Below are 26,644 nucleotides of genomic sequence, written 5' to 3' on the forward strand. Positions count from 1 at the left end.
AAAGTTGAGTTCCCCGGCATCGGATGAATAGCCGGATCTTTCCCGGCTGGATTCGAAAAGGGGATTGCGTTGCGAATTCGGGACTTGTTTCGCCCGGGCGGTCTCGCTTACGTTCGCGTCAATCCGGATGGACTGCCGAATCCTGCCGCCATCCGGAAACCGAGTCCACTCACGTACGGCAGGAGCGGGGGAACCAGGTAAGTCGCCGATCCGAAATCCGGACCGGCTTGGGGTGAAGCCGCATTCCACCGCGGCCGGGCAGCTCCAGCCCGAACCCGACAGCTCACCTCGCAGGCGACGGAGAGGAATGCGTCATGCCCGCACATGCAAAGCACCGTCGTCCCAGAACCAGCCCGCTCGCTCGACGCCTCGTCGCCGCGGGCACGGGTGGGGCGGCACTCGCCCTCCCGTTGGTGGCGGCGACAACCGCCGGCGCCGCGCCGTCGGCCCACCGTGTCACCGCGGAAGCGGACCCGGCGACTGCTGTCGCCGCTCAGAAGGACACCTCCGTGACCTACGTCGTCGTCGCGGGTGACTCCCTGTCCAAGATCGCCCGCGCCCATTCCGTGAGCGGCGGCTGGCAGAAGCTGTATCAGGACAACCGGCGGACCATCGGCGACAACCCGTCGCTGATTCGTCCCGGCCTCAAGCTGACGCTCGGTGGGAAGGCGGAGTCGCGGACGGCGACCACGTCCGCCGCGCCGGCGGTCGCCGCGAGCGCACCGGTCGGTGCGAGTAGCGCCACCGTCCCGGCAGTCGCGACGGAGGCAGTCGCGCCGGCGGAGGTCGCGACCGAGGCAGTCGCACCGGCGTACACCAACGATCTGGACGGCTGGATAAAGGAGTCGCTGGACGTCATGGCCGCGCAAGGCATTCCCGGCAGCTACGACGGCATCTACCGGAACATCATGCGTGAGTCTTCGGGCAACCCGCTGGCCATCAACAACTGGGACTCCAACGCCGCGGCCGGAACGCCGTCCAAGGGGCTGCTGCAGGTGATCGACCCGACGTTCCAGGCCTATCACGTGCCCGGTACGTCGATGGACAGTTACGACCCGGTGGCCAACATCACCGCCGCGTGCAACTACGCCGCCGACCGGTACGGCTCGATCGACAATGTGAACGGTCCTTACTGACCTACCGGCGCAGCACATTCCCCTACTCGGCCCCGGGTAGGGGAATGTGCTGTGCCGGTAGGTCGCCGGTGCCGGTCCGGTCCTCAGGCGGCGGTCAAGCCGCCGTCGAGGAAGACGGTCTGGCCGGTCATGAAGCCGGCGTGGTCGGAGCTGAGGAAGGCGATGGCCTCGGCGATCTCGTCCGGATCGCCCGCCCGGCCGAGAGGGACGGTGGCGACGAACGAACTCTTCGTCTCGTCGCTGCGGCCTATGAACCGGTCGAGCATCTCGGTCTGTACGGGGCCGGGGCCGACGGCGTTGACGCGCACGCCGAAGGCGGCGGCTTCCAGCGCGGCGGACCGGGTCAGGCCGATGACCGCGTGCTTGCTGGCGACGTAGAGCGCGCCGTTGGGGTAGCCCCTTTCGCCGAAGACGGAGCTGACGTTGACGATGGCGCCGGATCCCTGCGCCCGCATGGCCAGCAGCTCGTGCTTCATGCTCAGCAGAGTGCCGAGTACGTTCGTGTCGAAGGTCGCGGCGTATGTCTCCGGGGTCAGGTCGGTGATCGCGCTGAACTCGCCTTCGGTCCCGGCGTTGTTGACGGCGATGTCGAGGCGGCCGAAGCGCTCGATGGTTCCGTCGACGAGTGTCTTCAGGTCGTCGTCATGGCGCACATCGGCGCGTATGAACTCCGCCTCGCCGCCCAGCTTGCGCAGTTCTTCGGCGAGGGCGAGGCCGGCTTCCTCGTGCCGTCCGGAGACGACGATATGCGCTCCGGCCGCCGCGAACGTGGTGGCTGTCGCGCGGCCGATGCCGGTCAGGGCTCCGGTGATGAGAACGACGGGAGTGGTCATGGCTGACAATTCCTTCTCGGATCGGATGTGCCTCTGCTTCTCGGATCGGGTGCCGGCCGTCGAGCCACCGCGTTCGGCGTCGCGTCCGCAGACGATCACATGGGCGCCGCGCTCTGCCGCACACCTCGTAAAAGCGATAACCAATGAAAACCGACCATTAATCCCAAAATGGACAGAGAAGTCATCGCGGCGTCGTCCGGACCGGGAGAAAACCGGATGGAGACGGCCTGGCGGGACGCGGCTCTCGGCTGGGCAGCGGAGCGCGAGCTTGCCGCCCCCGGGCTGCGGGAAACAGGGCAGTGGAAGGTCCGTCTGCGGCCGTGGGACGCCGACCGTGGCTGGGCGCTGCTTCCGGACGGGGGCGTTGCGTGAGCTGCGGCCCCGGCTCGTGGACTGGTGTGAGGAGCTCGCGGGCGCGGGCGTCGCGGACTCGCTCGGCCCGCGAGCGGTACGGGCCCGAGGTGCTGTCCCGGCTGCGGGACGCCTACCTGGAGCCGTGGACCGGAGACGGCCGTACGACGGCGGAACTGCGACGCGCGGTGGGTCTGGCCTGGAGGCTCGGAGCGATCGGCCGGGCCTGCTCCTGGGGGCGGCTCTTCCCCGGGGCATCCGACGACGCGGGCGGCGCGGAGAGCGCCCGGTGGCTGCGGGAGCTCTTCACCGAGCCACCGCTCTAGAAGGCAACGCGGGAACGCGTCCTGACGGAGCGTCACATGACGCGTGGGTCCGACGTCGCCCTACGTGGGTGTGGCCCCGGCGGGGCCGGGAGTGGTGGTGGTCGCTAGTCTGCCCGGATGCGTGGTGGGGGAAGCAACGGTGACAGTGGCGACGGGCGTGCCGAGGGGCTCGGCGTCGGGCCCGCGGACGGTTCCACCGAGCCGGGCGGCCGGTTCGGGCTGCTGAGAAAGCATTGGCTGCTCGCCTCCGCGGTGGCCGTGGTGGTGCTGGCCGCCGGGATCGCGGTCCCCCTGTCCGGCGGCGCCGACGACCAGGTCAACGACCCGTGCCGGCAGCTGCCCGCCTCGGTCCGGGCCCTCGCCGACGACCCCGCGGCGGCCACCAAGGCCCTCGACCCCGGGGACGATCTCGCCCGCCTCGGATCCGTGAAGAAGCTGCTGGTGCACGAGAAGGTGTGCGGTGACGGCGCCCGGGTTCTGGGGCGCATCGTGGACGGAGCCACCCGCTCCGCGGGCAAGGGCGAGCCGCACACCGCGGCGCAGGCGCGCAGCGCCTACGCGGTGGCCGCAGCGCTGCATGACACCGAACTCCCCACCGGGCTGGCGCCCGGCGTGGCACGGATGCTGGCCGAATACACGCTGGACGCGGCGCGTGACAACGGTTTCAGCATGAAGTCCGAGCCCGGCCCCGTGGCCCCCTCCGAGCAGGCCCTGCCGGACGAGAACGGCTGGGTGAGGCTCGGCCGCTTCCTCGCGCCCGGGGAGGCACACACCACGTTCGCATACGTCGACCGGGCCGCGGACGCCGACGCGGATATCGAATACCTGATCGCCGAACTCGCCAGGGATCCGGAGGCGTTCGCGATTCTCTACGACGCCGAGCGGGCGAATCTCGCGCACTATCTGGAGCGGCTGACCGATGAGGGTGGCGACCCCGGCTTCCGCCCCTCGCGCCGCGAACCCTCCTCGACCGCGACGACCTGGCCCGACAACGATCTCCAGGACGTGGCAGACCGCGTCGGTACCCTGATGAAGTACCGCGCCGCCTATACCAGGGACGGAACGATCTCCGATCTCGCCGCCTTCGACAGATCCGTACGCGAGCGGACCCGGGGCACCTTCCGTCCCGCGGACCGGCAGCTGAACACCCGTCCCCCGATGGGTGACATCGCGGACCGGCCCGTCGTCGGGCCCGTGCGGGGCGACCCGATGGACGGCCGGTACCAGCTGTTCACCGTGCTGGACCGCTGGGCACAGCAGCGGAACATACCGCCGCAACGCGCGGTCGCCATGCGGCAGTTGATGGACGACTTCTATGTCCGCGCACTGTGGCTGAGGATCTGACCCCGCCGTACGGATCCGGCGGGGTCAGAAACGGAACGTCAGATCGGAGCAACCGCGGCGCCGCACCTCGTCCGCCGCGAACTCCTTGAGCATCCGCCGCTTCGCGGCCTCGCCGACCCCGGGAATGTCGTCGGACGCGCTGAGCGCGTAGTTGGCGGCCTCGCCGTCGCAGCGCGCGGTCGCGGTCATGGGCCGCCGCTCGCCGTTGTTGTCGTCGGCCGCGAGGCGGTTGCTCCAGTCGCCGTACCAGGAGGCGAAGGCCAGCCCCGTGTCGTTGTCCGACGTATCCCCGTACTGCGCGGAGAGGTCGCACATACCGCTGGGTGCCGCGTTGTTCGCATGCACCGCGATTCGCCAGTTCCCGCGCTCCGGCAGTCCGGCCCGGGTCACCCACTCGCACGCCGTGCCCTTCGCCTCGGCCAGCGGGACCGTTTCCGGATTCTCCGAGACGTCGATGAGGGGAACGTCCCGCTTCGGGGCCTTGAGGGGCTCCGTACCACAACCGAGCGCATCCGAAGCGGAGTTGGCGAGGGCCACGGTGGTGCGGTAGGCGGCTCCCGGGACTTCGGTGCGGATGTCCCGTCCCATGGTGGCCCGCACCAGCAGTGTGCGCGCCCTGCCGTTGTCGTCCTTGCCGAGATCCGGGCAGGGCAGCCGGAGCCAGGTGGTGCCGTAGTCGTCGGTGAACCCGGGCAGGTCCTCGGGCAGCGGTGCCTGCGCGGAGAAGCCCCCCTCGGGGAAGACCCTCATGAACTCCCGGTCCTGGTCGTCCCGACGGGTGTACGCCGACATGGCGACGAACCGGTCGCCCCCCTCGAAGGCGAAACCGCACGAGTAGGAGTCGAGCCCCTCGGTCCGCCTCGACTCCTCGGACTCCAGACGGGAGTCCTCCGGTACGAGCCGCTCCACGGCGTCCCGGGGCAGTGTCCCGCCGCAGGCGTTCCGGATCACCATCCACTCGCGCACATGGGGCTCGGCCACATAGCCGCCCCCGGCCAGGACCACCGCAACCGCCACCGACACCTTGACCCAGCGCCACATCCGTTCCCGCCCCCGTCGCACCGACCACACGCCCGCCCCTGCACGGCCGTACGTACCGCCGCACCCTACTCGCCGGCACCGCGCCCCGAACCACCGCCCGGCGCATGCCGCGGCGATCCTGGCTGGCGCCCGCAAGGTCTAGGTCCTGTCCGGTCGATCTTCGTGGATCAGCCCGCGGCGTCCGGTGCGGTGGATCGCAAGGCGGAGGATCATCCTCGTACTGGACGTACTTGGATGACTCCGACAACGCGGCGAGGTGCCGTGCCGGGCGTCGCGGGCCCGCGAAGATCGACCGGACAGGGCCTAGGGCGGGGCCCCTCGCGGCCCGCGCCGCGCGGCGCCTGGTCCGCTGCCAGGCGCCTCGCGGACGCGCGCCTCAGGCTTTTACGGTGAAGCCGGCCCGCAGGAGGCTGTCATCGCGCGACGACGGGCCGACGAGCAGCTCGAAGGCGCCCGGTTCGATGATGCGGTTGCCCTCGGCGTCCACGAGCGTGCACGCCGCGGCCGGCAGGTCGATGAGGACCTCACGCGACTCGCCCGGGGCGAGCGCCACCTGCTGATACGCCTTCAGCTCCTTGTCGGCCCAGGTCACCGAGGTGATCGTGTCGCTGACGTACACCTGCACGGTCTCCAGCGCGGGCCGGCCGCCGGTGTTGCGGACCGTGACGCGTGCGCGCAGTGTGTCGCTCGCCCCGAGGGCGGGCGTGAGCACCTCCAGGTCCGTGTAGGAGACGGTCGTGTAGCTCAGGCCCTCGCCGAACACGAACGCCGGACTCTGGGTGAGGTCGGCGTAACGAGTGCCGTGCTGGCCGCGCACCTGGTTGTAGTACGTGGGCTGCTGGCCGCTGTGGCGTGCGAAGGAGACCGGCAGGCGCCCCGAGGGTTCGACGAGGCCGAGAACGAGCTCGGCCACGGCCCGGCCACCGAGCATGCCCGGGTTGAAGGCGTGCACGATCGCCGCCGCACCGAGCGCGGAGGGCGGGAGCACCAGTGGTTTGGAGCTGATGACCACGACGACGAGCGGCTTGCCGGTCGCGGCCAGCGCGTCGAGCAGTGCGATCTGGCCGCCGACGAGCTCCAGGGTCGCGGTCGACCGCCCCTCGCCGACGAGCTCGATCCGGTCACCCACGACCGCGACGACGTAGTCGGCGGCCCGCGCCGCGGCGACGGCCTCTTCGATGAGGTCCGCGCGGGGGGCAGCGGGGACGACGATCTCGGGCCGGGGCTGTCCGTCGGGGAAGAAGGCGCCTTCAGGGTCGGGACCGACGGTCAGGATGTCGGCGCCTCTGGCGTGCGAGACCGTCCAGCCGTCGGGGGCGTGGTCACGGAATCCGTCGAGTACGGTCTTGATCATCGCGCGCGGATGACCGTCCGGCAGCCAGTCGGCCTGGCCGGAGGAACCGGCCCAGTCGCCGAGCTGGGTCTGCGGGTCGTCGGCGTTGGGCCCGATGACGGCCACCGTGCGCGGCGCGGAACCGGGACCGGCGACGGCGCGCCCCCGGTGGTCGGCCGCGGCCGAGCCGGTCAGGGGCAGGGTGCCGTCGTTGCTGAGCAGGACCAGCGACCGGCGGGCGGCTTCGAGGTTCAGCGCGGCGTGCTCCGCGCTGCCGATGACCTCGGCCTGCCGGCCGGGGTCCGGGCGGCGCGGGTTCTCGAAGAGGCCCAGCTCGAACTTGAGCGTCAGGACGCGGCTGACCGCCGCGTCGATCTCCGCTTCGTCGAGCGTGCCCTGCGCGACCGCCTCCTGCGCTCCGGCGAAGAACTTCGGCGTCGTCATCACCATGTCGTTGCCCGCGCGGACCGCCGCGGCGGCGGCCTGCGTGTAGTCCGCGTACACCTGCTGCTCCCACACCATGCGGCCGACGTTGTCCCAGTCGGTCACCAGGGTGCCGGTGTAGCCCCACTCGCCGCGCAGCACGTCGTTCAGCAGCCAGTTGTTCACCGTGATCGGTACGCCGTCCATGGACTGGTAGCCGAGCATGAACGTACGGCAGCCCTCGCGGGCGACGCGTTCGAACGGAGGCAGGAACCACGAGCGCAGTTTGCGCCGGGAGATGTCGGCCTCGCTCGCGTCACGGCCGCCCTGCGTCTCGGAGTAGCCCGCGAAGTGCTTGGCGCACGCCAGGATCGCCGTCGGGTCGCTCAGTCCCTCGCCCTGGTAGCCGCGCACCATCGCCGAGGCGAGATCACCGATGAGGAAGGGGTCCTCGCCGAACGTCTCGCTCACCCGGCCCCAGCGCAGGTCCCGGGTGATGCACAGCACGGGGGAGAAGGTCCAGTGGACGCCGGTCGCCGCGACCTCGACGGCCGTCGCCCTGGCGATGCGCTCCACCAGCTCCGGATCCCACGTCGCGGCCATGCCGAGCTGGGTGGGGTAGATCGTGGCACCCTCCCAGAAGGAGTGCCCGTGGATGCAGTCCTCCGCGACGAGCAGCGGGATGCGCAGGCGGGTCTGCTCGGTGAGCCGGGCCGCTTCGAGGACGCGTTCGGGAGAGGCGTGGAGGATCGATCCCGCGTGCAGGTCCTCGATGAGGTGCCGCACCCCGTCCTTGGCGTTCAACTGGAGCATCTGGCCGACCTTCTCGGGCAGCGTCATACGGCTGAGGAGGTCGGCGACCCGCTCGGCGACGGGCAGCGCGGGGTCGAGATAGGGCGGGAAGGAGTCCACAAGAGGTCCTTTCACAACGTCGGTGACGTTCTCGTCGGGCGGATACCTGAATGGGGGGCGGGGACGGGTCTGTTCGGGCAGCCGGCCGGGCGACGGGCCTGCGGGACCGGTCCACGGAGCTGCTCACGGCGGGGGAACGCCGGGACCTGTTCCGGAGGCGCTCGCCGCAGAGCCCGGTGATCACTTCCGACGCGTCGGGTGGGACGGCGCGCTTCGGCCGCTCCGGTTCACCGTACGCTCAATACCGACCATGTGGTAAGTATTTTGGTCTGTGCGAATCTGGTCAGTGGGGCCGTCCGAAGAGACCGGGGAGTGTGACGAGTGACCGCCGAAGCGCGGCGTGGCTACGCGAAGGGCCGTGCGAAGCGAGTGGAGATCCTCGACCACGCCATGGCCATGTTCGGCGAGGTCGGCTACCGGGGCGCTTCGCTCCGGGTGATCGCGACCCGCTGCGGCATCTCGCACCCCGGGCTGCTGCACCACTTCCCGACCAAGGAATCGCTCCTGCTGGCGGTGCTCGAACACCGTGACGCGGTGGACGGCGAGTGGCTCGCGCTCGGTGGCCCCACCGGCGTCGACCAGCTGCGCCGGCTGGTCGATCTGGCCGCGCTGAACGCCACCCGCCGAGGGATCGTCGAGCTGTTCTCGGTGCTCGCCGCCGAAGCGACCTCCGCCGATCACCCCGCCCACGCGTACTTCGTGCGGCGTTACCGGACCTCGGTCGCGAGTACGGCACTCGCCTACGCACAGGCGCGCGACGAGGGCGCGCTCCGAGCCGGCATCACGCCCGACGCGGCGGCGCAGCAGCTGATCGCCCTGATGGACGGACTTCAGGTGCAGTGGCTCCTCAGCGGCTGCACGACGGACATGGCAGGCGTGATGCGCGCGCACATCGAGGCACAGCTCACCGTGGCGTACTGAGCACGGAGGGAGCCGTCGCGGCCGATCGTCCGCCCCGCTTGTCGCGCCGGTCTCTCTGGCCCTCGCCCGCCCCGCCGGATACCGTCCTTGAATGCCCGAGTTCGACCCACGCTCGCCCGCCTTCCTCGCCGATCCCTACCCCGCCTACGCCGAGCTGCGGGCCGGTGGCCGGGTGCACTACTACGAGCCGAGTGACCAGTGGCTCGTCCCGCACCACGCCGATGTCGCGGCGCTGCTGCGGGACCGGCGGCTCGGCCGGTCCTACGGGCACCGCTTCACACACGAGGAGTTCGGGAAGACCGCGCCGCCGCCCGGCCACGAACCCTTCCACGAGCTGAACGACCAGGGGATGCTGGAGCTGGAGCCGCCGGACCATCCCCGTATCCGGCGCCTGGTGTCGAAAGCGTTCACCCCGCGTACGGTCGAACAGCTCGAACCGTACGTGCGGCGGCTCGCGGCCGAGCTGGTGCGCCGGCTCGTGGAGCAGGGCGGGGGCGATCTGCTGACGGCCGTCGCCGAGCCGCTGCCGGTCGCCGTGATCGCCGAGATGCTGGGCGTTCCCGAGACGGACCGGCCACTGCTGCGGCCGTGGTCGGCGGCGATCTGCGGAATGTACGAGCTGAACCCGTCCGAGGAGACGGCCCGCCGCGCGGTCACCGCCTCCCTGGAATTCTCGGCGTATCTGCGCGAACTCATCGCGGTACGGCGGGAGAAGCCGGGCGAGGACCTGGTCTCGGGCCTCATCGCCGCCCACGACGACGGCGAGAAGCTGACCGAGGCCGAGATGGTCGCCACCTGCGCGCTGCTGCTGAACGCCGGGCACGAGGCGACGGTCAACGCCACCGTCAACGGCTGGCACGCGCTGTTCCGGCACCCCGGGCAGCTCGCCGCCCTGCGCGCGGACCGGGCCCTGCTGCCCACCGCCGTCGAGGAGTTGATGCGCTACGACACGCCCCTCCAGCTCTTCGAACGCTGGGTGCTCGACGAGATCGAGATCGGCGGCGCCACTCTCCCGCGTGGCGCCGAGGTCGCGCTGCTCTTCGGCTCCGCCAACCACGACCCGGCGGCCTTCACCACCCCCGCCACCCTGGACCTCTCCCGCCGCGACAACCCGCACATCTCCTTCAGCGCGGGCATCCACTACTGCATCGGCGCCCCGCTGGCCCGGATCGAACTGGCCGCGTCCATGACCGCGTTGCTGGACCTGGCCCCGGGGCTGCGCCCGGCGGCCGAGCCTCGCCGCAAGCCGAACTTCGTGATCAGGGGACTGGAGGGGCTGCCCGTCACGGTCTGAGGGGGAGCGCCTCAGCCGTCGCCGGGTGGTACGGCCCCGTCCGCCGCCCTCGCGTCCAGCTTGGCCGTGAGCCGTTCGACGTCCTTCTCGCGGTGCTGGGCCCGGTAGAGGTCCGTGGCCCGCTGCCAGCTCCTGCGGGCCAGGTCGGACCGGCCGAGGCCGAGGTGGACGTCGCCCAGGTTGGCCAGGGTGTTGGCCTCCTCGTAGGTGTTGCCGAGGTCGTGGAACAGGTCCCGGGCGCGTTGGTAGTGGGCGAGTGCCTCGGCGTGGCGGCCGGCGGCGTGGGCGATGTAACCGAGGCTGTCGAGGGTGCACGCCTCGCCGTCACGAAAGCCGTGCCGGCGGTGGATGGCGAGCCCTTCCTCGCAGTGGGCCAGCGCCTGTTCGTAGTCACCGAGACGGGCCTCGTACCACCCCACCCCGTTGAGGGCGCTCGCCTCCATCAGCCGGTCGTCGCCCGTGCGGTGCAGCCGCAGCGCGTGCCGGACGTGCGCCAGAGCCTGCCGGTCGTCGCCCCGGCGGGCCCAGGCCCAGGCGACGACGTCATGGACGCGCGCCTGCTCGGCGGTGTCGCCGGCCTCCTCGGCCGAGTGGAGGGCCAGGCGCGCGTGTTCCAGCGCGTCGTCGTGGTCCCCGGCTCTGGCGCAGGCATGGGCCAGCCGCCGGTGCGCCCAGGCCCGTACGGACACCTCACCGAGCCGTTCGGCCGCGGCGAGGCCCGTCCGCCACAGCGCCATGTGGTCGTGCAGCCGGCCCTGCCGCCACATGAAGCCGTCCAGCACCCTGGCCAGTTGCCACACCGGGACGTCCCACCCCTGCTCGACGGCGAGCCGCTGCGCGGCGAGCAGACCGGCGTGCTCCGTGCGGAACCAGGCCATGACCGCCGTCTGGTCGGGCAGCGGCTGGGCCGTCGAGCCCTCGGCCGGCCGGCCGAGCTCCAGGGAGTGGTGATCGAACGGGCCCAGTATCCGGTCACCGGCGTACGCCGTGTGCAGGTAGAAATCCGTCAGACGCCGCAGAGCCTGACGGCGGGACTCCGCCGGCTGGTCGTCTCCGGCGCGCTCGGCGGCGTACAGGCGGACCAGATCGTGCAGTTGATAGCGGCCGGGTACCGGTTGCTGCACCAGATGTACGGTCTCCAGCTCCCGCAGTACCGCGCGGGTGGCGGCGGCCGGTCGCGCGACGAGACTGCCGGCCGCCGCCAGTCCGATCTCGGGTGCCGGGGCCAGCCCCAGCAGCCGGAACACCTCCGCCGTCCCGGGGGCCAGAGCGCGGTACGACACGGCGAAGACCGCGCGTACGTTGGCCGCCAGATCGCCCGCGTCCAGGGCGTCCAGCCGTGCCGACTGGTCCTGCAGCTCCTCGGCCAGCACGGCCAGGGGGAAATGCGGGTGAGCGGCCGCACGGGCTCCCACGATGCTGATCGCCAGGGGCAGCCCAGCGCAGTGGTCCAGTAAGGCGGTGACGGCTTCGGGCTCGGCGCTCGCGCGGTTCCCGCCCACATGACGGCCCAACAGCTCGCGGGCCTCGGGGCCGGCCAGCCCGTCGAGCGTCATGAGGTGGGCCCCGTGGGCGGTCGCCAGCCCCGTCAGCCGTCGGCGGCTGGTGACCAGCACCGCGCAGGTGGCGCTGCCCGGCAGCAGCGCGGCCGCGTGCTCGGCGTCCGCCGCGTTGTCCAGCACGATCAGCATCCGTCTGTCCGCGACCAGACTCCGGTAGAGCCCGGTCTGAGCCTGCGGATCCACCGGCATGGCCGCGGACTCCACACCCAGGGCATCGAGAAAGCCGCGTACCGCCACGGCGGGCGCGACGGGCTCGCCGGAAGGATCGAAACCGCGCAGATCGACGTAGAGCTGTCCGTCGGGGAAACGATCGAGGTTCTCGTGCGCCCAGTGCACGGCCAGCCAGGTCTTGCCGACCCCGCCGCTGCCGCCTATCGCGGAAATCATCATCGTCCCGCCCAGCTCACCGGGCAGGTCCACGGCTTTCGTGAGTTCGGCGAGTTGCTGATCGCGGCCGGTGAACCACCGCGGACAGGCGGGAAGCTGACGGGGCACCAGGACGGGCGGCGCGGTGGGCGGCCCGGTGGCCCGGGCGGACTTCGGGACGTCCAGCGCCGGGTCACCGGTCAGGATCCGCTGATGGAGCTGGAGCAGCGGCGCTCCCGGATCGATACCGAGTTGACCGGCCAGGATCTGCCGGGTCCGCCGGTAGTGGGTCAAGGCGTCGGCGGAGCGCCCCTCCCGGTACAGGGTGAGCATGAGCTGACCGGCCAGCCGCTCGTCCAACGGGTGTTCCTCGGTACGGGCGACGAGGCCGGGCAACAGCCCGCCGTGCCGCCCGCACCGTAACGCGATGTCGTTGCTGTCCAGCTCGGCCGAGAACCGCTCCCGCTCCAGGGTCTGGCGCAGATCGCGGAACCACGGGCTGTCGACGCTGGCGAACGGCTCTCCCCGCCACAGCCCCAGCGCCTGTTCCATCAGCGCCGCCGCCCGCTCGTCGTCGGCGGCGCGGGCTCGGACGACCAGAGCGCGGAATCGGTGCAGATCCACCGTCTCCGGGTCGGTCTCCAGCACATAGCCACCGGGCTGTCGCACGATCCGTACGTCCTCGGCGGCGGCCAGCGCCCGGCGCAGATGGGAGAGATAGCCGTACAGCGTCCCTCTGGCCCGCTGCGCGGCGCGGTCTCCCCACACGCGGTCGATGAGCTGGTCGACCGGCACCGCCCGATTGGCGTCCACGAGCAGTGCCGCCAGCACACAGCGCTGCCGGGTGTGGCCCATATCCGCCGGACGGCCGTTGACACTGGCCTCCATCGCGCCGAGTAGGCGGAATTCCACCATCACCCTGTCCACCCCCCGAGTGGAACTCAAACTAACCCGCAGGTGGCGGGGACGGGGACGTATTCGGCTGATCCGGTCCTCGGTCCCCGCGACCTCCTCAGCGGCTCCGACCGGGCGATTCAAGGTTCGTCCAAGGTCTGTCCATGGCCACTCGCGCAGAGTCGTGGCCGCGGCGCTCCTCCGGGAACGGCGACCGCACTCGTGAATCAACTCAAGGGAGATGGTTTTCCGTGGACGCAGAGCAGCCGGTATACGAGGCCCCGATGCTTGTCGAGGTCGGCGACTTCACCGAACTGACCCGTATCACCGCCAACGGCGGCTACTACGACAACCCCTTCTGGGACCAGTACTGGTTCTAGGCCGGTTCTAGGCCCAGGGAAGAACAGGCCGGCGCGGGGATTCCCCCGCGCCGGCCCGGCGCGGGAGAGGTGACATGGTATTTGTGATCCTTCCAGATCAGCCGGCGGGAACCGCGATCGAAGCGCGGCTGCCGGACTCCGAAAAGACCCACCTGCTGTCGCACGCTTCCGGCCGGCCATGGATCGCGGGAAGCTGGTCGGAGCGGGACGTGGTCGCCGCTTCGGCCGGGGACAACGCGGCGGCGGTCTTCGGCTCCCCGACCGCGTCCGCGGAGAGGCTGGCCGGGAAGATCGGCGCCGTGCGGACCGTCCATGACATGGACGTGCTGGCACGATCACTGCCGGGTTGCTTCCATCTGATCGTGTCGATCGGCGGCCGCGTGGGGGCGCGGGGGAGTCTTTCGACGGCGCGTCAGATATTCCACGGCTCCGTCGACGGCGTGACCGTGGCCGCCGACCGGCCACAGGCGGTGGCCGCGCTGACGGGCGCCGGCGTGGACGAAGAGCTGCTGGCACTGCAACTGCTGACGCCGTACGGTCCGCCCTGGCCCCTGAACGACCGATGCGTATGGCGGGGGGTACGGGCTCTCACCCTCGGACACCGTCTGGAGATCGGTAGGGACGGCCGGAGCCGCACGGCCCGCTCCTGGACGCCGCCGGCCGCGGAGGTTCCCCTGACCGCGGGACGTGCCGTCCTGCGACAGGCTCTGGAGACCGCGGTGGACGCGCGCACGGCGGGGGGCGGCATCGTCAGCGCGGACCTGTCCGGCGGCAAGGACTCGACGAGTCTGTGCTTTCTCGCCGCGCGGAACGATGTCCCGCTGGTGACCGTGCACCTGGAGTCGTCGGACCCCGCGAACGAAGACCGCATATGGGCCGCCCGCAGCCGGGAGAAGCTGCCGAAGGCCCAGCATCTGATCGTCCCGATGGAAAGCACACCGGGAAAGTTCGCCGAATCGACGACGCAGCACGGAGAAGACATCGAATCGCCGACGTCCTTGGTCTGCCGGCCGATGCTGGAACATGTCGCCCAGCTCGTCTCCAGCCACGGTTCGGCGGTTCACCTGCAAGGCATCGGCTCCGACGAACTCTTTCTTCCCAGTGTGATGTCCACGCACGCGCTCGCGCGCAGCCGGCCGCTGGGCGCGTTCAGGAACGTGCGGGAACTGAAGTCGATGCGCCGCTGGACGTGGCTGACCACGGCACGCAATCTCCTGCGCGGCCCGACCTATCCGCAGTGGCTGGGCACCGTCGCCGACACCATCACGGCGGACCGGGCCTGGGGCGCGGAAGTCGACTGGGAGATAGCGCCGAGGATGCCTCCGTGGGCGACGGCGGATGCCGTGGACGCGGTGCGCCGTCTCCTTCGCGAGGCCGCCGCGGAGTCCCCCGAACCCCTCGCCCCGCTGCCCGTGCATCACGAGATGCTGCGGCTGACGCAGATCAATGGCGGTGCCGTCCGTGGCACCGCCCGGATCGGCGAGCGGTACGGGGTGTCGTTCCAGGCTCCGTTCATGGACGACCGGGTGATCGAGGCGGCGATGTCCATCCGGCTGGAGGACCGTACGGAACCGGAAAGGGTCAAACCCGTGCTCGCCGCCGCGCTGCGCGGTGTGGTGCCCGACGACCTGCTCGACCGGCGGAGCAAGGCCGACGCCAGTCCGGAGCTGTACATCGGTCTGCGCCGGCACCGGCGACGTCTGACAGAGCTGTTCGACGACTCGTACCTCGCGCGGCTCGGGCTCGTCGACGTCGACGGCATCCGGACCGTCGTCGGCGGTCTGCACATGGACGTCAGACCCCTCGCGCCCCTGGAGAGAACGCTGGCCAACGAACGGTGGCTCCGCTCGCTGCCCTCCGCCGCCCGGCCCGCCGGCACCCACCACGTACCCCGATCCGCCCGAGGAGCATCATGACGTTCGCCCTGGCCCCTCATGTCACCATCACGGGGACCGACCACGGGATGGTGCTGCTCAATGAGCGCACCGGCCGCTACTGGCAGATGAACGACACGGGCGCGCTGGTCCTGCGGTGCCTGCTGGACGGCGGGACCGTCGAGTCGGCGGTGGCGGCCCTGCGCGAGCGTTTCCCCGACGCGGCGCAGAACACGACCGGCGACGTGGAGCGCGTGATCGCCGCACTGCGCGTCGCGAAGGTGGTCACCCCATGACCGGCAGGTCGCTGACGCTCGAGACGTCCGCCGCGCTGCCGTGGCGCTCGCGTCCGGCCGTGTGGTGCGCGGTCGGTGCGGCCCGGCTGCTGACATGTCTGGCGCCGCTGCGCCTGCGTCAGGTGCTGGAATTCGTCCGGCGTGGGGCCCGTCCCGCAACCGAGGCGGAGACCCTCCGCGCCCGCCAGGCGGTCGTGGCGGTCAGCGTGCCGTGCGCCGGGCCGCGATGCCTGCAACGTTCGATAGCCGGCGCGCTCCTGTGCCGGATGAGGGGTACGTGGCCCGACTGGTGCACCGGCGTACGGACACAGCCGTTCCAGGCCCACGCGTGGCTGGCGGTGAACGGCAAGCCCATCGGGGAGAACGCCCGCGACGTCCGGTACTTCCACGTCCTCATGACCGTGCCGAGCCTGCGATGAAGCCGCGGCAGCGGGGACCGGGAGGGCCACCGCGGGCAGGGACTCGGCGCCAGTCGCCCGGGGCCGCGTGGCCGCGTACGCCCGCGGACGCGGGGGAGGCCGACGGCGGCGTCCCTGCCCCCTTGCCGGCCCGGGACACCTGGCGGGCGCTGCGCGCCCACATCCGGCCGCACCGCGCCGTGATCGCCGTCGGCGGCCTGCTGGGCCTGGCCGGCGCGGCCATGGGCCTGGCCCAGCCGCTGGCGGCGAAAGCACTGGTCGACGCTCTCAGCGAAGGCGAGTCGATCGCCGGCGTGCTGATCCTGCTGACCGTTCTGGTCCTGCTGGGCGGCGCGGTCGCCACGCTCGGGCAGTACCTCTTGGAGCGCACGGCGGAATCGGTCGTGCTCGCCGCCCGCCGGCAGTTGGTGGTCCGTCTCCTGCGGCTACGCCTCCCCGAGATGGACCGGACCCAGCCGGGGGACCTGATGTCCCGTGTCATCGCGGACACCACGCTGCTGCGGCAGGCCACCACCCAGTCGCTGGTCTCCGCCGTCATCGGCAGTCTCACGCTGCTCGCCACCCTCGTGCTCATGGGGGTGCTGGACGTCGTCCTGCTCGGTGTCTCCCTGGCCGCGGTCGCGTTGATCGGCGGATCCGTGGTGCTGGTGATGCCGCGCATCGCGCAGGCCACCCAGCAGGTGCAGGGGGCCGTGGGAACCATGGCCTCGGTGCTGGAGCGGGCCTTCGGAGCCTTTCGTACCATCAAGGCCGCGGGAGCGGAACAGCGTGAGGCCTCGGCCGTCGAGGTGGCGGCCCGCGCGGCGTGGCGGCACGGGGTGAGAGTCGCCAAGCTCCAGTCCCTGGCCTCCTCGGCGGCCGGGCTGGCGGTCCAAGTCGCCTTTCTCGCCGTGCTCGGCGTCGGAGGAGCACGCGTGGCCTCCGGGGCCATCGGGGTGTCGACGCTGGTCGCGTTCCTGCTCCTGCTCTTCCAGCTGGTCAGCCCGGTCTCCCGGCTGGTGCAGGCCGTGTCCCAGTACCAGGTGGGTTCCGGCGCGGTGGCCCGGATCGCTCAGGTCCAGGGGCTGGCCACCGAACCGGCGCAGTGCGTGGACACCCGGCCCCGCGGCCGTCCCGCGGCGGTGGAGTTCCAGGGCGTTCGATTCCGCTACCGCGCCGATCTGCCCGAGGTGCACCGAGGCATCTCCTTCCGGGTCGACGGCGCCGGGACGACCGCGTTCGTCGGTCCGTCAGGGGCGGGCAAGACCACGGTCTTCGGGCTGATCGAGCGGTTCTACGAAGCCACGGGCGGCCGGGTCCTGATCGACGGCACGGACGTGCGCGACTGGCCCCTGGGCGACCTGCGCGCGGCGATCGGTTACGTCGAGCAGGACGCCCCTCTGCTGGCCGGCACCCTGCGCGAGAACATCGTCTTCGCCGCCCGTGACGCCACGGAGGACGACATCCGCGAGGTGCTGACGCGTACCCGGCTCGACGCGCTCGTGGACGGCCTTCCCGACGGCCTGGACACGCCGGTGGGGCACCGCGGCAGCACGCTGTCCGGCGGGGAACGCCAGCGCGTGGCCATCGCGCGTGCCCTGTTGCGCCGGCCGCGGCTCCTCCTCCTCGACGAGGCGACCTCACAGCTCGACGCCGCGAACGAACGCGCGCTGCGTGATGTCGTCGCGGACACCGCCCTCGACACCACCGTCCTCGTTGTCGCACACCGCCTGTCCACCGTGACCGCCGCCGACCGCATCGTGGTCCTGGACGCCGGACGGGTCCGGGCCATCGGCACCCACGAGGAGCTGTTCGCCTCTGATGCGCTCTACGCGGGCCTGGCAGCCGCTCAGCTCCTCACCGCGACGCCCGTGCGCTGAGGGCTGTCCCGGCCGATCTTCGCGGACCCGCGACGCGTTCATTGGGCTCGTACAGGTTCGTCGTCCATACTGCCTGTCGTGGAGCAGCGCATAGATCCCAATATCCAGCCCGAGCATGCCGTTGGGACAGATCCGGCGTACGTCCCCGGCCTCATCCCCCGTCGTCCTGACGGGACGGAGGAGACGGACCCGGAGCAGGCCGAGCGGCTGACGCCCGACGGTGATGGCCCCGACGGTGATGTCCCCCGAGACGCCCCTCCCGAGCGTGCCCTTGCGGAGGAGCCCGACCCCGGACCCGAGGAGGAAACAGCTCCCGGCACGGCGGAGGAGGGAGCGGACGGCCCCGTTTTCGAGGTCAGCGACCGCCGCGCCTCGATCACCGCGGACCGGGAAGGCGTCCGGTTCCGGCTGGACGATCAGGAAGCCGAGTTCCGGTGGGACGAGATCGGCGCGGTCGAGGTCGAGTCCGCCCGGTTCGGAAAGCGGTTCACGGTCACGGTCCACGTATCGACCCGCCGGTGGTTCTACGCCGAGGTCGACGCGGCGGCCAGGAGCGATCTCAAGGAGTGGACGGCGGAACTCGACGCGGTCCTGGATGTCTACTTCGAGGGCGCCTGACCCGGGGGTTGGTAAAGGTCCACGATCCCGGCCCTCGCGGTGATACCCGCGAGGGCCGGGCCTGCTGAGGAATCCGTATGAGCCCCATGCCGGGCACGGTCAGGTCCGTCCGCGCCATGCTCTTCGTCGTGGGCGCGCTGAACATCGGCGCCGCCGGGTGGTTCACGGTGGCCGCCGCCACCTTCGAGACCGGCGCACTGGGTCTGCCGGTGGTGGTTCTGCTCCTGCTCGCGGCGCTCCTGTTGGGGACGCTGGCCGTGGCCGCGGTCGTCATCGCGGTGAAGTTCACGAACGGCGGCAACGGCGCCCGCGCCGGCGCGGTGGCCGTCGGCTACCTGATCGCCGTCGGCTGCGCGGTGGGCGTGATGACGCACCGCGGCGTATGGGGCGTCGGGGTCGCGGCCGGCGCGCTCATGATCGTCCTCTCGGCCGGGCCGGACAGCAGGGCCTGGTTCGACCGTGACAGGACGCGCCGACCGTAACGGCGGCTATTTCTCCGAGATCTTCGGCCGCACCATTTCTTCACGGACTCGATCACTTTCTGATGGGTGATCGAGTGGTTTTCTATTTTCCACCCAAACGCCGCAACGCGACTAAGAGTGCGTCAAAACCGGTGGCCAGGGCGCTGCTTGCTCGACTGATGCTTGACAAGTCTAGACCAATGCCAGTTCAATCCGAACGGAAGATTGGCGTGTGGCGGCGTATATGCGTCATTACCAGTTCTCTACATCCAGTGGTTCGAACCCGAGTCGCAGTCAATGACGTGAAGGGAAAAATCCAGTAGAGATGACACGAAACTCGTTCAGGGGTCTCACGCTTGTCCGTTCCGCCGTCACGCTGGCCGTGGCGGCGCTCGTCTCCGTCCTGGTCACCGTGCCCGCCTCGGCCGCCGACCCGGTCGGCACCATCTCCGGTCTCGCCGGCAAGTGCGTGGATGTCGCCGCGGGCAGCAACGCCAACGGAACACCGGTTCAGCTGTACGACTGCAACGGCTCCGGCGCCCAGCAGTGGACCGTCGCCGCCGACGGCACGCTGCGCGCGCTGGGCAAGTGTCTCGACGTCACCGATCGCGGCACCGCCAACGGATCGACCGTCCAGCTCTGGGACTGCGGTGGGGGAGCGAACCAGAAGTGGGTCGTCTCCGCCGCCAACGACATCGTCAACCCGGCGGCCGACAAGTGTCTGGACGTGTCGGGCAACAGCTCCGCCAACGGCACCCGGCTGCAGCTCTGGACCTGCACCGGAGCCGCCAACCAGAAGTGGAACGCGCCGAAGGGCGGCGGCACGTCGCCGGGCGGCTTCGTCGTCAGCGAGGCTCAGTTCAACCAGATGTTCCCGAGCCGGAACTCCTTCTACTCCTACAGTGGTCTGGTAGCCGCCCTGGGCGCCTATCCCGGCTTCGCCAAGACGGGCAGTGACACCGTCAAGAAGCAGGAGGCGGCGGCCTTCCTGGCCAACGTCAACCACGAGACCGGCGGGCTCGTGTACGTCGTGGAGCAGAACACCGCGAACTACCCGCACTACTGCGACCCGAACCAGTCGTACGGCTGCCCGGCCGGCCAGGCCGCGTACTACGGCCGCGGTCCGATCCAGCTGAGCTGGAACTTCAACTACAAGGCCGCGGGCGACGCACTCGGCATCGACCTGCTGCGCAACCCCTGGCTCGTCCAGAACGACTCCTCGGTGGCCTGGAAGACCGGGCTCTGGTACTGGAACACCCAGAACGGTCCCGGCACGATGACGCCGCACAACGCCATGGTCAACGGAGCGGGCTTCGGCCAGACGATCCGTAGCATCAACGGCTCGCTGGAGTGCGACGGCAGGAACCCCGCCCAGGTGCAGAGCCGTATCAACGCCTATCAGCGGTTCGTGCAGATCCTGGGTACCACCCCGGGCAACAATCTGAGCTGCTGACGTTCTTCTCGCTCGTTGTCGCTCGGTTCTCGCTCGCCGGCGCGCAGCCCCGGAGCCCGGGGCTGCGCGCTCGCGCGTTTGCCGGACCGGCAAGGTTTCTTGCGCCCGCCGTGGCCGCGACCGAATGATCGTGGCGGAGGTGGTCGCGATGGACGCGAAGCATCGGTTGGTGGAGGTTCCGGGCGGTCGGATCCACCTGGTGGAACAGGGCACAGGACCACTGGTCCTCATGGTCCATGGATTTCCCGAGTCCTGGTATTCCTGGCGCCATCAGCTTCCGGCGCTCGCCGCGGCGGGCTTTCGCGCGGTCGCCATCGATGTGCGCGGCTACGGACGCTCGTCGAAGCCCCAAGAGGTCGAGGCGTACCGGATGCTGGCGCATGTCGCCGACAACGTCGGAGTCGTCCACGCCCTCGGCGAAGAGACCGCGACGATCGTGGGCCACGACTGGGGTTCTCCGATCGCCGCCAATACGGCGCTGCTCAGACCCGACATCTTCACCGCCGTAGCGCTGCTCAGCGTTCCCTGCACACCGCGGAACGGCTACCGGCCCACCGACGCCTTCGCCCAGGTCGGCGGGGCCGAGGAGTTCTACGTCAGCTACTTCCAGACGCCCGGCAGGGCCGAGGCGGAGATCGAGGCCGACGTCCGGGCGTGGCTGGCGGGCTTCTACGCCGGGCTCTCGGGCGACACGATGCCACCGGCCGATCAGGGCAGCCTCTTCTTCGTCCCGGCGGGAGGAAAACTCTCCGGCCGATTCCCCAGTGACGCCCTGCCCGGCTGGCTCACCGAGACGGACCTCGACGTCTACGCGCACGAGTTCGAGCGGACCGGGCTGGCCGGAGCGCTCAACCGCTACCGCAACGTCGACCGGGACTGGGAAGATCTCGCCGCCTGGGACGGGGCCCCGGTCACCCAGCGTTCGCTGTTCATCGGCGGGGAGCTCGACGCCTCCACCGCCTGGATGGCCGACGCCATCGCGGCCCACCCCACCACGCTTCCCGGCCTGGTCTCCTCGCACATCCTCGAAGGCTGCGGGCACTGGGTGCAGCAGGAGCGCGCCGATGAGGTCAACCGGCTCCTGCTCGACTGGCTGCGCTGAGCCCGGCCGGCTTCGGGTGACTGGCCCCGCCGCGCCGACGGGATTAGATTGGTTGATGTCAAGCAAGTAACTCCCGATGGGAGTGATGCTCCGTGCGAAGGACAGCCCCGGAGCCGGCCGCAGGACGGCCTGACAGCGACCGTGGGCCGGGACCGCGCTACAAGTGGGTCGCCCTGTCCAACACCACACTGGGTGTCCTGATCGCGACGATCAATATGTCGATCATGCTGATCGCGCTGCCCGACATCTTCCGCGGCATCGGCGTCGATCCCCTCCAGCCCGGCAACACCAGTCTGCTGCTGTGGCTGATCATGAGCTATCTGGTGGTCACCGCCGTGCTCGTGGTCAGCTTCGGCAGACTCGGTGACATGTACGGCCGGGTCCGCATGTACAACATGGGGTTCGCGGTCTTCACCGTGTTCTCGGTGCTGCTCTCGGTGACCTGGATGCACGGTACGGCGGCCGCTCTGTGGCTGATCGGCATGCGAGTGCTGCAAGGCGTCGGCGGGGCGATGCTGCTGGCGAACTCCAACGCCATCCTGACCGACGCCTTCCCGGCCCGTCAGCGCGGTCTCGCGCTGGGGCTGAACCAGGTGGCGGGCATCGCCGGATCCTTCATCGGACTGGTCCTCGGGGGACTGCTCGGCCCGGTCAACTGGCATCTGGTCTTCCTGGTCTCCGTACCGTTCGGCCTGTTCGGCACGGTGTGGGCGTACGTGAAACTGCGCGACACCGGAGTCCGCGCGCCCGCCCGGCTGGACTGGTGGGGCAATCTCACCTTCGCCGTCGGCCTGATCGCCGTGCTGTCCGGCATCACATACGGCATCCAGCCCTACGGCGGCCACACCATGGGCTGGACCAATCCGTTGGTGATCACCGCGATCGTCGGCGGGCTGGCGATGCTGGCGGTCTTCTGCGTGGTCGAGACCAGGGTCGCCGAACCGATGTTCCATCTGGCGCTGTTCAAGATCCGCGCGTTCACCGCCGGGAACGTGGCCAGTTTCCTGGCGGCGCTGGGACGCGGCGGCCTGCTGTTCATCCTGATCATCTGGCTGCAAGGCATCTGGCTGCCGCTGCACGGCTACAGCTTCGAGCGGACCCCTCTGTGGGCCGGTATCTACATGCTGCCGCTGACCATCGGATTCCTGATCGCGGGGCCGTTCTCCGGCTGGGCCTCCGACCGGTTCGGCGCCCGGACCTTCGCCACCGGCGGCATGCTGCTGGCCGCCGCCACCTTCCTGGCCCTGGAGGAACTGCCGGTCGACTTCGGCTATCCGGCGTTCGCCCTCATCCTGCTGTTCAACGGGCTCGCCATGGGCCTGTTCGCCTCGCCCAACCGGGCGGCCATCATGAACAGCCTCCCACCGGACCAGCGCGGAGTGGGCGCCGGGATCAGCACCACCTTCCAGAACTCCGCCACGGTGCTGTCCATCGGCATCTTCTTCTCCCTGATGATCGCGGGCCTCGCCGGCGCGCTGCCCGCCGCTCTCACCCATGGCCTGACCGCGCAGGGGGTGCCCGCCGCCGACGCCGCCAGGGTCGCCGCCCTCCCACCGGTCGGCGTGCTGTTCGCCTCGCTCCTGGGATACAACCCGGTCCGGACCCTGCTCGGCCCCCATGTGCTCGCGCAGCTGCCCGCCGGCCACGCCGACTACCTCACCGGGCGCGGCTTCTTCCCCGCGCTGATCTCTCAGCCGTTCTCCGACGGACTGTCCGTCGCCTTCAACTTCGCCATCGCCGCCTGCCTGGTCGCGGCCTTCGCCTCGCTGCTCCGCGGCCGCCGCTACATCCACGGGGACCGGCCCGGAGCCAAGGCGGCGACATCCGTCACCGGACATCCGGCGCCCGCTCCACCCCCGCCGCCGTCCCCGTCGCCGCGGGCCTCCTCGGCCCCCCGGCCGTCCGCGCCCCCGCCGCCACCCCGTTCGAAAGGGCCGTGATGACCGCCCCCGACCCCGGCTGCCCGGAGCCCGCCGATATCGCCGGACGGCTTCGTACGGCGATCCAGCACCTGCTGCCCGTACTGCGGGCCGGAAGCGTCCGTGGCGACCTCACGCCCAGTCGGCAGGCCGCGCTCGCCGCGCTCGCGGATCATGGGCCGCTACGCATCAGCGATCTCGCCGCGCACATGGGCATCGCCCTGTCCACCGTCTCCCGCATGGTGGATCTGCTGGACGGCTCGGGATGGATCGAACGCAACCCCGATCCGCAGGACCAGCGGGCCTGCCTGATCGCCCTCAGCGACACCGGCCGGACCCTGCTGGACACCGTGCGCCACGAGGCCGCCGCCCGCCTCGCCGAGCAGGTCACCCGGCTGACCCCGGAGGAGCAGCGCTCCCTGTACGCCGCACTGCCCGCGCTGGAGGCCCTGTCCGAGCAGGCGGCGAGACATCCGTGAGCAACGGAACGTTGCTGGGAGGAGCACTAGACCCAGCCGAGCTTCGCCGCCTTCACCCCCAGCTCGAACCGGCTGGAGGCGTCCAACCGGGTCAGGAGGTCGGCGACCATGCGACGTTCGGTCCGCACGGACACGCCCAGCTCCCGGGCGACGGCTTCGTCTTTGTCCCCGTTGGCCAGCATGCGAAGCAACTCCCTCTCCTGCAAGGAGATTTCGCCGGGGTGGATATCGGAGGGCTCTTCGAGCGGCTCCGCGTCCTTCCAGTACGCCTCGAAGAGCGCGAGCAACGCACGGACCACCGGAGCGCTGCGCATGAGGATCGCCGTGGGCTGCGCCGACATCACCTCACCCGGGATGACGGCGACCTCCCGGTCCACGATGAGCAGGCGCAGCGGGAGGGTCGGGGCGAGACGGACTTCGCTGCCGCACCAACGGGTCTGCCGCACGTACTCGAAGGTCGCCCGGTCCTTGCTGATGCTCTGCAGATAGAGGCTGCGGAACTTCACGCCCCGCTGCATGGCCTGCTCGTTGAGCGGCTGCCCGGCCTCCATCGCCTCGGCGGGGAGCGCGCCGCCGGGGAGGAAGGACAGCACCTCCTCCACGCATTGACTGGCCAGTGCCTCCAGATGAGTGCGGATCCGGTCCATTCCCCGCAGGAGTTCTATCCCCTGAAAGCCCGAACCGCTCTCGAACGTGGAGAATTCGGCGGCGAGCACATTGAGGGTGGCATGTGTCTGCGCGATCCGTTCCTGACGCGCCGCCAGTTCGGCTTTCTCGCGCTGGACGAGTAATTCGAGACCGATCTCCGGACTCACCGCCCGGATGACATCCGGCTCTTCCCACGAGGGGCGGAGCATGGAAAGGGCAATGAGCCGGTCCATGGAGGCCTGCACCTGTGCGGGACTTACCCCGAGCCGCTCCGCGAGCCGTTCACGGCCGTGTTCGTGGTGCAGCAGCACCGCCCGGTAGACGGCGAGATCGGCCGCGCCCAATTCCACTGCCTCGGACATACAGCGCATCCCCCGGATTGCCACCGCCGCGTAGTGTTCGCTTGCCTGGCGGTATCGTCTCATACGCTCCAGGCCCGTAACCGCCGTGAATCGGACAGGCCGGTTTCCGATGAGGTCGCCGTTCTCCGCGCTCGAAGATCGAGTCTTTGCAGGAATCTGCATGGCATGCGCCTGCAGGGTGCGGTGTCTTACCCCGCTCCGTTTCCAGGTGCTTGGCTTCCCCGTCAAGAACTAATCACCACTCGTCGTCCCCAGGGGGAGCTATGAACCGTGTCCGTAACCGGTGTACGAGATCCATGGCCGCGGCCGGCCTCGCCGTCGTGATGCTGCTCGGCGCGCGCATGACGCTCGGCCCGGACGTCTCCGAGCCGGCGGGACACAGCACTCGGGCCGGCGGCGACGACTTCACCTGGCCCGCACCGCCGAAGCCCGTAGAGCCCGGCTCCACCGGTGCTTGATCAGCTGACCGAGCCGGCCCGCGAAGTGGCCCTGGTGGTGGGAAGCGACGGCCCCGTAAGCCGGATCGTCTGCCGCCGGCTCGCCGCCGAGGGAATCACGACGGCCGTCGCGGGCCCTTCGGCGCAGCGGACCGCGCTGTACGGCAAGGCGCTCGCCGATGAGCGGATACGCGCCCTGCCCTACCAGGTGGATCCGGGTGAGTGGGACAGCATCGATCAGCTCGTCACGGACGTCGTCGCCGACCTCGGGCGCCTCGATGTCCTGGTCAACCTCACTGCCGCGACGCCGCGTTCCGATACGGCGGCGGAGTGGAGCCGGGTACTGAACGTCAATCTGGCCGGCGCGTACCGGCTGGGGCGGGCGGCCGCGCGGGCGATGGCCGGCGCGGGCCGGCCCGGCCGCATCGTCGTGCTGACCCCCGGTGAACGCCCTGACGGCGAGGGGGGACCGGCGGCCGGGGTGTCGGCCGCGGGTGTCGCCTCGCTGGTGGCGGACTGGGCACGGCTCGTGCCGTCGCCCCGTATCACCGTCAACGCCGTCACGCCGGAGCCCGCCGCCGACCCGGACAGCGTCGCCTCGGCCATCCTGCTTCTGCTGCGTACGGACGCGCGGAGCGTCACCGGCCAGTCGGTCACGGTGCCCGGCCCCGACGTACTCCGGTGAGAGCCGCCCGCCCTGTCGGTCATGGCCTGTGGAACTACGGCGGCTTCCTGATGGACGGTACGTACCGGAGCCTCCAACTGCCCACGGGGACCGTGACGCTGATGCTCGTCTTCGCCGGGAGCTTCCGGCTGACCGACGCGGCGGAGCGCGGGCCGACCCGTTCGTACGTCTCCTACGTGGCGGGTCCGCGCAGCGAGGCCATGGTGTGTGAACACGACGGCCCGGTGTACGGGGTGCGGGTGACCCTCGTGCCCTGGGCCGCGTACACCCTCCTCGGCATCCCGATGGACGGCCTCGCCAACACCGTCGTCGACGCCGCGGAGCTGCTCGGCACGCGCGCCGGGCAGCTGGCCCGCACACTGGAGTCGGCGTCCTCGTGGGAAGAGCGGTTCGCCCTGCTCGACGGGGCGTTGTGGCAGTGGATGGCGCACGGTCCCGAACACGCGCCCACGGTGGAGCGGGCCTGGCAGCGGCTCGACCGCAGCGCCGGCGCGGTCGCCGTCAGCGGACTCGCCCGCGACATGGGCTGGTGCCAGAGGCAGTTGGAGCGGCGGTTCCGGGAGCAGGTGGGCCTGCCGCTCAAGGCGGTCGCTCGGGTCATGCGCCTGCAACGCACGCTGCGTCTGCTCATCGAGGGCCGGCGGGCCTCCGAGGTGGCGGCCGAGGCCGGCTACCACGACCAGGCCCATCTCAGCCGGGAGTTCAAGGCGATGACAGGACGGACGCCACGCCTGTTCCTCGCCCATGAGGCAGCGGTTCTCCGGAATTCTGGTATGGGCCGCGCCGAGGGCCGCATCACCGGTTTCCCGCTGCCCTGCCGCGCCTCCTAAGGGCTGTCCCGTAATCCGTGGTGGATCAGCGCACGGCGTCAGATGCGGTGCATCGCAAGGCGGAGGGACGTCCGCATACTGGATGT

General features: G+C 70.6%; 25 protein-coding genes and 1 riboswitch. Of the genes, 20 read left to right on the top strand and 5 right to left on the bottom strand.

The window, feature by feature from the left end; translation table 11 throughout:
* Positions 1-123 precede the first annotated feature (123 nt).
* A riboswitch (cyclic di-AMP (ydaO/yuaA leader) is annotated at positions 124-310 on the top strand.
* Positions 311-314: 4 nt separating this feature from the next.
* Positions 315-1,136 carry a transglycosylase SLT domain-containing protein gene (locus ACFVWW_RS31720; protein WP_384330568.1) on the top strand — a complete coding sequence of 274 codons (822 nt, stop codon included), beginning with the start codon at positions 315-317 and terminating at the stop codon, positions 1,134-1,136.
* A gap of 83 nt (positions 1,137-1,219) precedes the next feature.
* On the opposite strand, the gene ACFVWW_RS31725 is transcribed toward ACFVWW_RS31720, so the two are convergent.
* A complete protein-coding gene (locus ACFVWW_RS31725) occupies positions 1,220-1,969 on the bottom strand; it encodes an SDR family NAD(P)-dependent oxidoreductase (protein ID WP_384186885.1) in 750 nt (249 codons plus the stop codon).
* A gap of 168 nt (positions 1,970-2,137) precedes the next feature.
* On the opposite strand from ACFVWW_RS31725, the gene ACFVWW_RS31730 reads away from it, so the two are divergent.
* From ACFVWW_RS31730 to ACFVWW_RS31740, 3 genes are all read left to right on the top strand, one after another.
* Positions 2,138-2,341, top strand: coding sequence for a hypothetical protein (locus tag ACFVWW_RS31730; protein WP_386878044.1), 204 nt, complete (start codon positions 2,138-2,140; stop codon positions 2,339-2,341).
* Between the two features lie 26 nt (positions 2,342-2,367).
* Positions 2,368-2,646: a hypothetical protein gene (locus ACFVWW_RS31735; protein WP_386878045.1), complete on the top strand. Its 279-nt coding sequence runs from the start codon at positions 2,368-2,370 to the stop codon at positions 2,644-2,646.
* 117 nt (positions 2,647-2,763) lie between these two features.
* Positions 2,764-3,990, top strand: coding sequence for a hypothetical protein (locus ACFVWW_RS31740; protein WP_386878046.1), 1,227 nt, complete (start codon positions 2,764-2,766; stop codon positions 3,988-3,990).
* Positions 3,991-4,014: 24 nt separating this feature from the next.
* Here ACFVWW_RS31740 and ACFVWW_RS31745 read toward each other — a convergent pair whose 3' ends face one another.
* Both ACFVWW_RS31745 and ACFVWW_RS31750 read right to left on the bottom strand, forming a co-directional pair.
* Positions 4,015-5,007, bottom strand: a complete 993-nt coding sequence (locus tag ACFVWW_RS31745) for a hypothetical protein (RefSeq protein WP_386878047.1) — start codon at positions 5,005-5,007, stop codon at positions 4,015-4,017.
* A 400-nt stretch (positions 5,008-5,407) separates the two neighbouring features.
* Positions 5,408-7,699 carry a glycoside hydrolase family 3 N-terminal domain-containing protein gene (locus ACFVWW_RS31750; RefSeq protein WP_386878048.1) on the bottom strand — a complete coding sequence of 764 codons (2,292 nt, stop codon included), beginning with the start codon at positions 7,697-7,699 and terminating at the stop codon, positions 5,408-5,410.
* 321 nt (positions 7,700-8,020) lie between these two features.
* On the opposite strand from ACFVWW_RS31750, the gene ACFVWW_RS31755 reads away from it, so the two are divergent.
* Positions 8,021-8,620 (top strand): TetR/AcrR family transcriptional regulator, encoded by a 600-nt coding sequence (locus tag ACFVWW_RS31755; RefSeq protein WP_384186871.1) that lies wholly within the window; start codon positions 8,021-8,023, stop codon positions 8,618-8,620.
* A gap of 91 nt (positions 8,621-8,711) precedes the next feature.
* Positions 8,712-9,914 (top strand): cytochrome P450, encoded by a 1,203-nt coding sequence (locus ACFVWW_RS31760; RefSeq protein WP_384330576.1) that lies wholly within the window; start codon positions 8,712-8,714, stop codon positions 9,912-9,914.
* Between the two features lie 11 nt (positions 9,915-9,925).
* Here ACFVWW_RS31760 and ACFVWW_RS31765 read toward each other — a convergent pair whose 3' ends face one another.
* Entirely contained in the window at positions 9,926-12,757 is a 2,832-nt protein-coding gene (locus ACFVWW_RS31765; RefSeq protein ID WP_386878049.1) for a BTAD domain-containing putative transcriptional regulator, read from the bottom strand.
* Between the two features lie 230 nt (positions 12,758-12,987).
* On the opposite strand from ACFVWW_RS31765, the gene ACFVWW_RS31770 reads away from it, so the two are divergent.
* From ACFVWW_RS31770 to ACFVWW_RS31820, 11 genes are all read left to right on the top strand, one after another.
* On the top strand, positions 12,988-13,116 hold the full coding sequence (locus ACFVWW_RS31770) for a lasso RiPP family leader peptide-containing protein (RefSeq protein ID WP_384186863.1): 129 nt from the start codon (positions 12,988-12,990) through the stop codon (positions 13,114-13,116).
* Positions 13,117-13,190: 74 nt separating this feature from the next.
* Positions 13,191-15,032 (top strand): asparagine synthase-related protein, encoded by a 1,842-nt coding sequence (locus ACFVWW_RS31775; protein ID WP_386878050.1) that lies wholly within the window; start codon positions 13,191-13,193, stop codon positions 15,030-15,032.
* Complete coding sequence (locus ACFVWW_RS31780) at positions 15,029-15,286, top strand: lasso peptide biosynthesis PqqD family chaperone (protein ID WP_384186859.1); 258 nt, start codon at positions 15,029-15,031, stop codon at positions 15,284-15,286. Before ACFVWW_RS31775 ends, ACFVWW_RS31780 begins: the two co-directional genes overlap by 4 nt.
* Entirely contained in the window at positions 15,283-15,705 is a 423-nt protein-coding gene (locus ACFVWW_RS31785; RefSeq protein ID WP_384186856.1) for a lasso peptide biosynthesis B2 protein, read from the top strand. The genes ACFVWW_RS31780 and ACFVWW_RS31785 overlap by 4 nt, the downstream gene beginning before the upstream one ends.
* 122 nt (positions 15,706-15,827) lie before the next feature.
* A complete protein-coding gene (locus tag ACFVWW_RS31790) occupies positions 15,828-17,564 on the top strand; it encodes an ABC transporter ATP-binding protein (RefSeq protein WP_386878051.1) in 1,737 nt (578 codons plus the stop codon).
* A gap of 78 nt (positions 17,565-17,642) precedes the next feature.
* Entirely contained in the window at positions 17,643-18,182 is a 540-nt protein-coding gene (locus ACFVWW_RS31795) for a hypothetical protein (protein ID WP_384186850.1), read from the top strand.
* Between the two features lie 77 nt (positions 18,183-18,259).
* A complete protein-coding gene (locus ACFVWW_RS31800; RefSeq protein WP_384186847.1) occupies positions 18,260-18,664 on the top strand; it encodes a hypothetical protein in 405 nt (134 codons plus the stop codon).
* Between the two features lie 304 nt (positions 18,665-18,968).
* The gene (locus tag ACFVWW_RS31805; protein ID WP_384186845.1) at positions 18,969-20,096 is read left to right on the top strand and encodes a glycoside hydrolase family 19 protein; all 1,128 of its coding nucleotides are present in this window, start codon (positions 18,969-18,971) and stop codon (positions 20,094-20,096) included.
* Between the two features lie 148 nt (positions 20,097-20,244).
* On the top strand, positions 20,245-21,198 hold the full coding sequence (locus ACFVWW_RS31810; RefSeq protein WP_384186842.1) for an alpha/beta fold hydrolase: 954 nt from the start codon (positions 20,245-20,247) through the stop codon (positions 21,196-21,198).
* Between the two features lie 92 nt (positions 21,199-21,290).
* The gene (locus tag ACFVWW_RS31815) at positions 21,291-23,138 is read left to right on the top strand and encodes an MFS transporter (RefSeq protein ID WP_386878052.1); all 1,848 of its coding nucleotides are present in this window, start codon (positions 21,291-21,293) and stop codon (positions 23,136-23,138) included.
* Positions 23,138-23,596: a MarR family winged helix-turn-helix transcriptional regulator gene (locus ACFVWW_RS31820; protein WP_384186838.1), complete on the top strand. Its 459-nt coding sequence runs from the start codon at positions 23,138-23,140 to the stop codon at positions 23,594-23,596. The genes ACFVWW_RS31815 and ACFVWW_RS31820 overlap by 1 nt, the downstream gene beginning before the upstream one ends.
* 26 nt (positions 23,597-23,622) lie before the next feature.
* Here ACFVWW_RS31820 and ACFVWW_RS31825 read toward each other — a convergent pair whose 3' ends face one another.
* Positions 23,623-24,606 (bottom strand): LuxR C-terminal-related transcriptional regulator, encoded by a 984-nt coding sequence (locus ACFVWW_RS31825; RefSeq protein ID WP_384186835.1) that lies wholly within the window; start codon positions 24,604-24,606, stop codon positions 23,623-23,625.
* Between the two features lie 263 nt (positions 24,607-24,869).
* On the opposite strand from ACFVWW_RS31825, the gene ACFVWW_RS31830 reads away from it, so the two are divergent.
* Genes ACFVWW_RS31830 through ACFVWW_RS31840 form a run of 3 tightly spaced genes read left to right on the top strand, consistent with a single transcriptional unit; the run spans position 24,870 to position 26,558 of the window.
* The gene (locus ACFVWW_RS31830) at positions 24,870-25,064 is read left to right on the top strand and encodes a hypothetical protein (protein WP_384186832.1); all 195 of its coding nucleotides are present in this window, start codon (positions 24,870-24,872) and stop codon (positions 25,062-25,064) included.
* Positions 25,057-25,728: an SDR family NAD(P)-dependent oxidoreductase gene (locus ACFVWW_RS31835; RefSeq protein WP_384186830.1), complete on the top strand. Its 672-nt coding sequence runs from the start codon at positions 25,057-25,059 to the stop codon at positions 25,726-25,728. Before ACFVWW_RS31830 ends, ACFVWW_RS31835 begins: the two co-directional genes overlap by 8 nt.
* The gene (locus tag ACFVWW_RS31840) at positions 25,725-26,558 is read left to right on the top strand and encodes a helix-turn-helix domain-containing protein (protein WP_384186827.1); all 834 of its coding nucleotides are present in this window, start codon (positions 25,725-25,727) and stop codon (positions 26,556-26,558) included. Before ACFVWW_RS31835 ends, ACFVWW_RS31840 begins: the two co-directional genes overlap by 4 nt.
* The last annotated feature ends 86 nt before the right edge of the window (positions 26,559-26,644 follow it).

The sequence above is a fragment of the Streptomyces sp. NPDC058198 genome, from assembly GCF_042882605.1.
Taxonomy (GTDB): Bacteria; Actinomycetota; Actinomycetes; order Streptomycetales; family Streptomycetaceae; genus Streptomyces.